The 6572-nt window shown below is 63.0% G+C and carries 8 protein-coding genes and 2 tRNA genes; 5 read left to right on the forward strand and 5 right to left on the reverse strand.

The genetic code is table 11. The features are described from left to right. Positions 1 to 74: transfer RNA gene (locus KH616_RS19620), tRNA-Arg, on the reverse strand. Positions 75 to 138: 64 nt separating this feature from the next. Next, positions 139 to 215: transfer RNA gene (locus KH616_RS19625), tRNA-Arg, on the reverse strand. Positions 216 to 346: 131 nt separating this feature from the next. Here KH616_RS19625 and greB point away from each other — a divergent pair. Then, complete coding sequence (greB, locus tag KH616_RS19630; RefSeq protein WP_292249803.1) at positions 347 to 910, forward strand: transcription elongation factor GreB; 564 nt, start codon at positions 347 to 349, stop codon at positions 908 to 910. A gap of 218 nt (positions 911 to 1128) precedes the next feature. Here greB and KH616_RS19635 read toward each other — a convergent pair whose 3' ends face one another. After that, positions 1129 to 1389, reverse strand: a complete 261-nt coding sequence (locus tag KH616_RS19635) for a hypothetical protein (RefSeq protein WP_292249810.1) — start codon at positions 1387 to 1389, stop codon at positions 1129 to 1131. A gap of 398 nt (positions 1390 to 1787) precedes the next feature. On the opposite strand from KH616_RS19635, the gene KH616_RS19640 reads away from it, so the two are divergent. Continuing rightward, positions 1788 to 1991, forward strand: coding sequence for a cold-shock protein (locus tag KH616_RS19640; RefSeq protein WP_292249804.1), 204 nt, complete (start codon positions 1788 to 1790; stop codon positions 1989 to 1991). A gap of 155 nt (positions 1992 to 2146) precedes the next feature. Beyond that, positions 2147 to 3277 (forward strand): exonuclease domain-containing protein, encoded by a 1131-nt coding sequence (locus KH616_RS19645; protein WP_292249805.1) that lies wholly within the window; start codon positions 2147 to 2149, stop codon positions 3275 to 3277. Between the two features lie 106 nt (positions 3278 to 3383). Here the strand turns inward: KH616_RS19645 and KH616_RS19650 are convergent, their stop codons facing one another. After that, on the reverse strand, positions 3384 to 3977 hold the full coding sequence (locus tag KH616_RS19650) for a chorismate mutase (protein ID WP_292249806.1): 594 nt from the start codon (positions 3975 to 3977) through the stop codon (positions 3384 to 3386). 223 nt (positions 3978 to 4200) lie between these two features. Further along, on the reverse strand, positions 4201 to 4347 hold the full coding sequence (locus KH616_RS19655; protein ID WP_292249807.1) for a hypothetical protein: 147 nt from the start codon (positions 4345 to 4347) through the stop codon (positions 4201 to 4203). Between the two features lie 197 nt (positions 4348 to 4544). Here KH616_RS19655 and KH616_RS19660 point away from each other — a divergent pair, with 197 nt between their 5' ends. Then, positions 4545 to 4934, forward strand: coding sequence for a DUF2946 domain-containing protein (locus KH616_RS19660; protein ID WP_292249808.1), 390 nt, complete (start codon positions 4545 to 4547; stop codon positions 4932 to 4934). A gap of 118 nt (positions 4935 to 5052) precedes the next feature. Next, positions 5053 to 6572, forward strand: a 1520-nt coding sequence (locus tag KH616_RS19665; protein WP_292249809.1) for a TonB-dependent receptor plug domain-containing protein, incomplete at its 3' end; no start/stop codon positions are given.

A 6572-nucleotide genomic window follows, 5' to 3' on the forward strand; every position in this document is an offset into this window, starting at 1 on the left:
CGCGGCTGGCAGGATTCGAACCCACGACCCCTTGGTTCGTAGCCAAGTACTCTATCCAACTGAGCTACAGCCGCACGCAAAACGGTACTACTTCAATCAACGATGAAAGCCTTCGGTTCGGAAGACTCTCGAAAAAAGTGGCGCGGCTGGCAGGATTCGAACCCACGACCCCTTGGTTCGTAGCCAAGTACTCTATCCAACTGAGCTACAGCCGCACGCAGAAGAGGGATTATAGCAAGGTTCAGAGAAAAGGGAAGCATTATTCGCAAATTATTGTGTCGGGGCTTGTTCGGCCGGCCCTTCGTGTACCCTTCAAGCATCGGCAACCTGTATTTGAACGTGCACCATGAACAAGGCGTTTGTCAAAGAGTCGGACGGTGACGACGACGATCTCGACCCGGGCCAGACCGCGATTCCCGCAGGCTCGAAGAACTACATTACGCCGGCCGGGCACAAGCGGCTCAGGGACGAACTGTTGAGCCTGATCGACGTCGAGCGTCCCGAGGTGGTGCGGCTCGTGTCATGGGCGGCGTCGAACGGCGACCGCTCGGAAAACGGCGATTACATCTACGGCAAGCGGCGCTTGCGCGAGATCGATCGCCGTATCCGCTTCCTGACAAAACGTCTCGACATCGCGGAGGTCGTGGATGCGAGTCGTCAGGAGAGTACCGATCAGGTATTTTTCGGTGCGACCGTCGACTACGCGACGCCGGACGGCGAGGAGCACACGATCACGATCGTCGGTATCGACGAAGTGAATCTCGACGAAGGGCATGTCAGCTGGATCTCGCCCATCGCGCGTGCACTGCTCAAGGCGAAGATCGGCGACACGGTCACACTGATGACGCCCGTGGGGCCGCAACCGATCGACGTGCTCGATGTCCGCTATCCGGAGCCGGGTGCGTCCTGACCTGTGCGCATGCGCGACAGGTCGGTGTGATTATTAACACTTCGGCAATAGAGGTTTGTGCGCAGTATTGATAATGAAAGGAAGTAATGTCGTTATACTGCGATCTCTGCTTTCCAAAGCAGACTTTTTCGTTGACGGAAAAGATCTCCAAACCTTGGTCGGCGCGACTTTTCAGTCGCGCTTTTTTTTGTCTTGCCAGCGCGCCCGGCGGCTTATTGCTAGTACCGACGGCGCCGGCGTCTGCCCGGCAACGCCGCATCCTCCGTCTCTGCCGGCGGTGGCGCATGCGACCAGTCTTCCATCACATAGTGACGCGCGTCGAGCGGCGAGGCGAGAAGGTTCTGCCAGTGATCGCCATGCCAGGTCGTGTCGAATTCGACAGCGCAAGGTGTGTCGCGTGCCGTTTCAGCAAGCGTGCGGGATTTGTGGCGCGCGCGCCTGAGCCGGCTCGCGAAATGCCTGATGCCATCCAGCCACATGGTCCGCTCCCAATCATTGACCTGGGTCAGCATTGCATTAGCGCTGGTCTGCCGCAACTCGGAAAACTACCGAGCCATTGTCGGATTGATGTGGCCCCGGTAGGATTTCCTTCGTTGCGAATATTGACGAGTCGACCCCGGTAACAATGACGGGTTTTATGGCGGAATAATTATTTAAATCTGATCGGAAACCGATTCCGCTGTTATTGATGCGCGCCTTATAAAGCATGCTTCAAAAATTTTCTTGACGCACCGGGAGTGTCCAATTTATAAAGTCAGCACTCCGGCCGCGGGACGCGGTGTCCGGGCAAGGTCGTGCCTGATGGCGGCGTTCCGGAGGATCGGTGATCGGCTATAAAGAATAGCTTTTTTGAACAGATCGAGTGGGGAACGAAAGTATGGATACGGGTATCGTGAAATGGTTTAACGATGCTAAAGGTTTCGGCTTTATTACGTCGGACAATGGCGGTGAGGATTTGTTTGCGCACTTCTCCGAGATCCGGATGGACGGTTTCAAAACCCTGAAGGAAAATCAGCGCGTTTCCTTCGAGGTGAAAATGGGACCGAAGGGTAAGCAGGCATCGAATATCCAGGCGATCTGACGCGCTGCGCGCCGTCAATCACGTCCCGAGCCCCCGCCATGCGGGGGCTTTTTGTTTTCCCGGGCGGGCCGATGCGGTGCGCCCGGTCAGCTTCGGGTGGCGGAAGCGGGACGTGCCGGTGCATACTCACGGCAGCACCGTTTTCCAGACCGTTCATGTCCGATTCCCGTTTGTCCGATCCAGCCTGCGAGCAACCGCTCGTCTTCGTCGACCTCGAAACGACCGGCGGTTCGTCCGCCGAACACCGCATCACCGAAATCGGCGTCGTCGAGATCGGGCCGCAAGGCGTGTCGACGTGGACTTCACTCGTCAATCCGGGCCAGTCGATTTCGCCATTCATCCAGCAACTGACCGGCATCAGCGATGCGATGGTGCGCGACGCGCCATCGTTTGCCGCACTCGCGCCGACATTGTTCGAGCGTCTGGACGGCAAGCTGTTCGTGGCGCACAACGCGAGTTTCGATCGCGGTTTCCTGCGCGCGGAGTTCGAGCGTGCCGGCATGGCGTTCAATCCCGACGTTCTCTGCACGGTGCGGCTGTCGCGTGCCCTGTTCCCGCGCGAATCGCGGCACGGACTCGACGCGCTGATCGAGCGGCACGGTCTCGTGCCGTCCGCGCGGCACCGGGCGCTCGCCGACGCCGACCTGCTCTGGCAGTTCTGGCGTCAGCTGCATGAGATCGTGCCGCTCGACCGGCTGCGCGAGCAGATCGCGCGTACGACGCGTCATTTCCGTCTCGCCGGCGACCTGACCGAAGCGTGGCTCGACACGGCGCCCGCAGGGTGCGGGGCCTATGTGCTGTTCGGCGAAGACGATGCGCCGCTTTATGTCGGGCGCAGCGTCCGCGTGCGGCAGCGGCTGCGCGCGCTGCTGACGGGTGAGCGACGCTCGTCGAAGGAAATGCGGCTTGCCCAGCAGGTGCGGCGCGTCGAATGGCGCGAGACAGGCAACGAACTCGGCGCGATGCTCGCCGAAGCGCAGTGGATTGCCAATCTGCGTCCGGCGTTCAATCGCCGTCCGGCAACGGATGCCGGATGCGCCGGCGCCGATGCGCCCTGGCCGTTCGATGGCGCGGTGGTGTTCGAGGCGCATGCCGAGCGCCGGCTGTTGCATGTCATCGACGACTGGCGTTATCTCGGCATTGCGGAGTCGCTTGCCGACGCGGTGCGGCTTGCTGCCGAACGTGCGGCGGGGCCGTTTGAACCCTTCACCTATCGTCTGCTGCAGACGCATCTCGCGCGCGGCCTGCAACTGACTCCGCTCGCCGCGCTGGCGCCTGCCGTGTAGTCGGCCGAAACCAGCCGACCAGATCTGGTCGGCTGCAGCGCGGCCCGCACCTAGCCGACCGAATTTAGCCGGCTGAATCTACCCGACCGAATCTACCCGACCGCACCTAGCCAATCGCGCTCGCGCCGCCCGCCGCGCAAACGTGCGACAGCGCGGTGTTCAGCGCTTGCGTCCGGCTCGTGTCGTAGCGGGTGAGCGTCTTCCAGTTCACGATGCTGCGTGCGAGCCGCGCCTGGCAATCGGGCGCGCGTCGCACCGGCTCGACCTGCGCCAGGCCGGCGAGCAGCGCTTGCGTCAGGCGGTCGAGTGCAGGGCGGGTGCTGGCCGCGAGATCGGGCGGCGCGCCTTCCGGCGGACGCGTCGCGCGCCACTGCGCGAACAGCGCGTTTTGCACATCTTTGCTGGCCGTGATCTGATCCTCGAAGAACGTTCGCGCGAAGGCCGGATCGACGCCGGCCTTTGCCGCGCGTTGCTCCACCGATGCGAGTAATTCGGCTTCGCGCGACCGATCCTCGATCGGCTTGCCGTTTGCCCATTTCCAGCGCGCGACCGGCTCGGCCAGCGCGAGACGCTGCGATGCGAGTGCGACGAGATTGGTCAACGCGGTGTCGTCGCCATCGGCGGCGGCAAGACGGGGTGCGGAGAAAAGGGTGAGACCGAGCGCGGCCGCAACGAGGCTGGCGCGAATTGCATGCTTCATCTGAACGATCCGGAACCGGACGAGCCGGCAGTGGAAAAGCAGAAGAATAGACGAAGACAGTCGCGCGGCGTGGCGTCGCGACAGAAGAGAATCAGCAGACGTGCCGATCCGGCGCCGTCAGGCTGGCGAAGCCCTGGCGCGAGGCGAACTGCGGCATCTGCGCAGTGAGGAACCGCACGATTTCGAAAGTCGACACGTGGCGGTTACAGAACGGAACGTCCGTTCAATTCGGCGAGTACAGCTTGCGCTGCTCGTCGAAGAACGCCCGCACGTGATCAGGCAGTTCGGCGAGGAATTCCACGCCAACAGGCTCCGGATCCGGGCTCATCACTTGTTCCGGCGGCGGCATGCGGGTCGGCTTTTCGTCCATGATCATTTCTCCGATAGGTTCAATGATTATCAGCCTCGCGCTCAGATTTATGCCAGCAAGGAATCGTTAGATTTTGTCTTTGTTGTAATAACGGCACATGCGTTTACCCGCGCGTGCCAAAGACGATCATTACCGTCTGCAGAATCGGGGCAGACGAACCGTTTGCTATACTCTGCGCGCTTTTTTTCCGGAATCCGATGAAACGAACGACGCGATGGATCGGCCTTGTCTGGCTGGCGCTGGTACTGAATGTACTGTCGCCAGTCGTCGGCTATGCGCGTCTCGCGTCGAGCGGCTCCGGTGCGCTCGCGCTGGAATTGTGCAGCGCAGCGGGCGCGCGTCACGTCGTTCTCCAGCAAGCCGGAGGCGGGCACGACACATCGTCGTCCAGTCACGCGGATGTCCCGCATTGCGTGTATTGCCCCGGCTTCGCGGCGAATCTCGCGCTCGGGACGAGCTTGCCCGCGCTGCCCGGTTTCATCCGCGCGTTCGGTTATCGCACGCGCCCACCCGCAGTACCCGTCTTCGCGCGCAGGGGCATCCGTCTCGCCCAGCCGCGCGCCCCGCCTGAAATCGTATTGATCTGATTCAACCCGCGCGCCCGACGGCGCGTATCCGTTCGCAGCGCATTCCGCACGCGTCGCGCCATTTTGGCTGCGGCGGCATGCGCGCGACGGCGTTCGATCACGTTTTCAGGAATTCGTCATGTTTTTCATCCTTGCCGCGCGGCGTCTGCGCGGCCGGTTCGCGCTGGCCTGCGCGGCAGCTTTTGCGTGGCCGGCCGTTCACGCCGCGCCGTCCGACGGCGCGCATGTTGTTCCGGTGCGGGAACCGGTTGAAGGCGGCAGCGGGGCATCGGCTCCGACGTCTGCTGCGCCGGCGGCGACGCCCGTTGCGGACGGCGACACGTTGACCGCGGTGAGTGTGACCGCGCAACGGCAGCCGGTCGCCCCGGACACGCCCGCGGTCGTCGCATCCATCACGCGCGACAGGATCGACGCGCACACCAACGTCAACACCGAGGATGCGCTGAAGTACGCGCCGAACCTGATGGTGCGCAAGCGCTATATCGGCGACCGCAATGCGGTGTTTGCCGGCCGCGATTTCAACGAGCTGCAGAGTGCGCGCGGGCTTGTCTATGCCGACGGCGTGCTGCTGTCGAACCTGCTCGGCTCGAGCTACGCGTATCCGCCTCGCTGGTCGCTGATTCCGCCCGACGATATTGCACGCGTCGATGTGCTCTATGGCCCGTTTTCGGCGCTGTACCCGGGCAATGCGATCGGTTCGACCGTGCTGCTCACGACGCGCCGGCCGGAACAGCTCGAGGCGTCGCTGTCGACGCAGTTCTTCACGCAGCGCTATCACGACGGCTACGGGTTCGCCGACAGCTTCGGCGGCAATCACCAGACTGCACGGATCGCAGATCGCGTCGGCCGCTTCTGGTTCGCGCTGTCGCTCGACCGGCTCGAGAACGACAGCCAGCCGATGCAGTATGCGAGCCCGAACCCAACGTACAACCCGAAGCTCGGGCCGGCCGTGCCTGTCACGGGCGTCGCAGTCGATATCGGGCCGAACGGCAATCCGCGCAGGATCGTCGGCGCGCAGTCGCTCGAGCGCACCGAGCAGATCAACGAATCGGTGCGAATGGGCTACGCGTTCACCGATCGTATCGACGCAACGCTCACGCTGGGGCATTGGGAGAACCATTACCGCCAGCATGGCGAGACCTTCCTGCGCGATGGGGCGGGCAATCCGGTCTATGGCGGCAACGTGTCGACCGGCGGACGCAACATGACGGTCGCATCGAGCGCATTCGCGCCACAGCGCGGCGACCAGGAAAACTGGCTGTATGCGCTCGGACTGAATGCGCGCCTCGATTCCGGCTGGCGGCTGTCGGGCGTCGCGTCCGCGTACGACGTGTCGCGTGATGTATTGCGCGCGGCATCCTCCGCGCAAGGCGGAGCCGGCACGCTGTTCCAGGGCGACGGAACCGGCTGGCGCACGCTCGACCTGAAGGCCGAGGCGCCGACAGTGAAAGGGCATGCGCTCACGTTCGGCTATCACTACGACACCTATTTCCTGCGCAACATCACGTACAACACGGCCGACTGGCTGGCAGGCCCGTCGATGTCCGTCGCGAACGTCTATCGCGGCGACACGCGCACACAGGCGCTGTTTGCGCAGGACGCGTGGCGCTTCGCGCCGGGCTGGCTTGCGACGCTCGG

Origin of the sequence: Burkholderia sp. (assembly GCF_018375725.1) — a bacterium.
Lineage (GTDB): Bacteria > Pseudomonadota > Gammaproteobacteria > Burkholderiales > Burkholderiaceae > Burkholderia.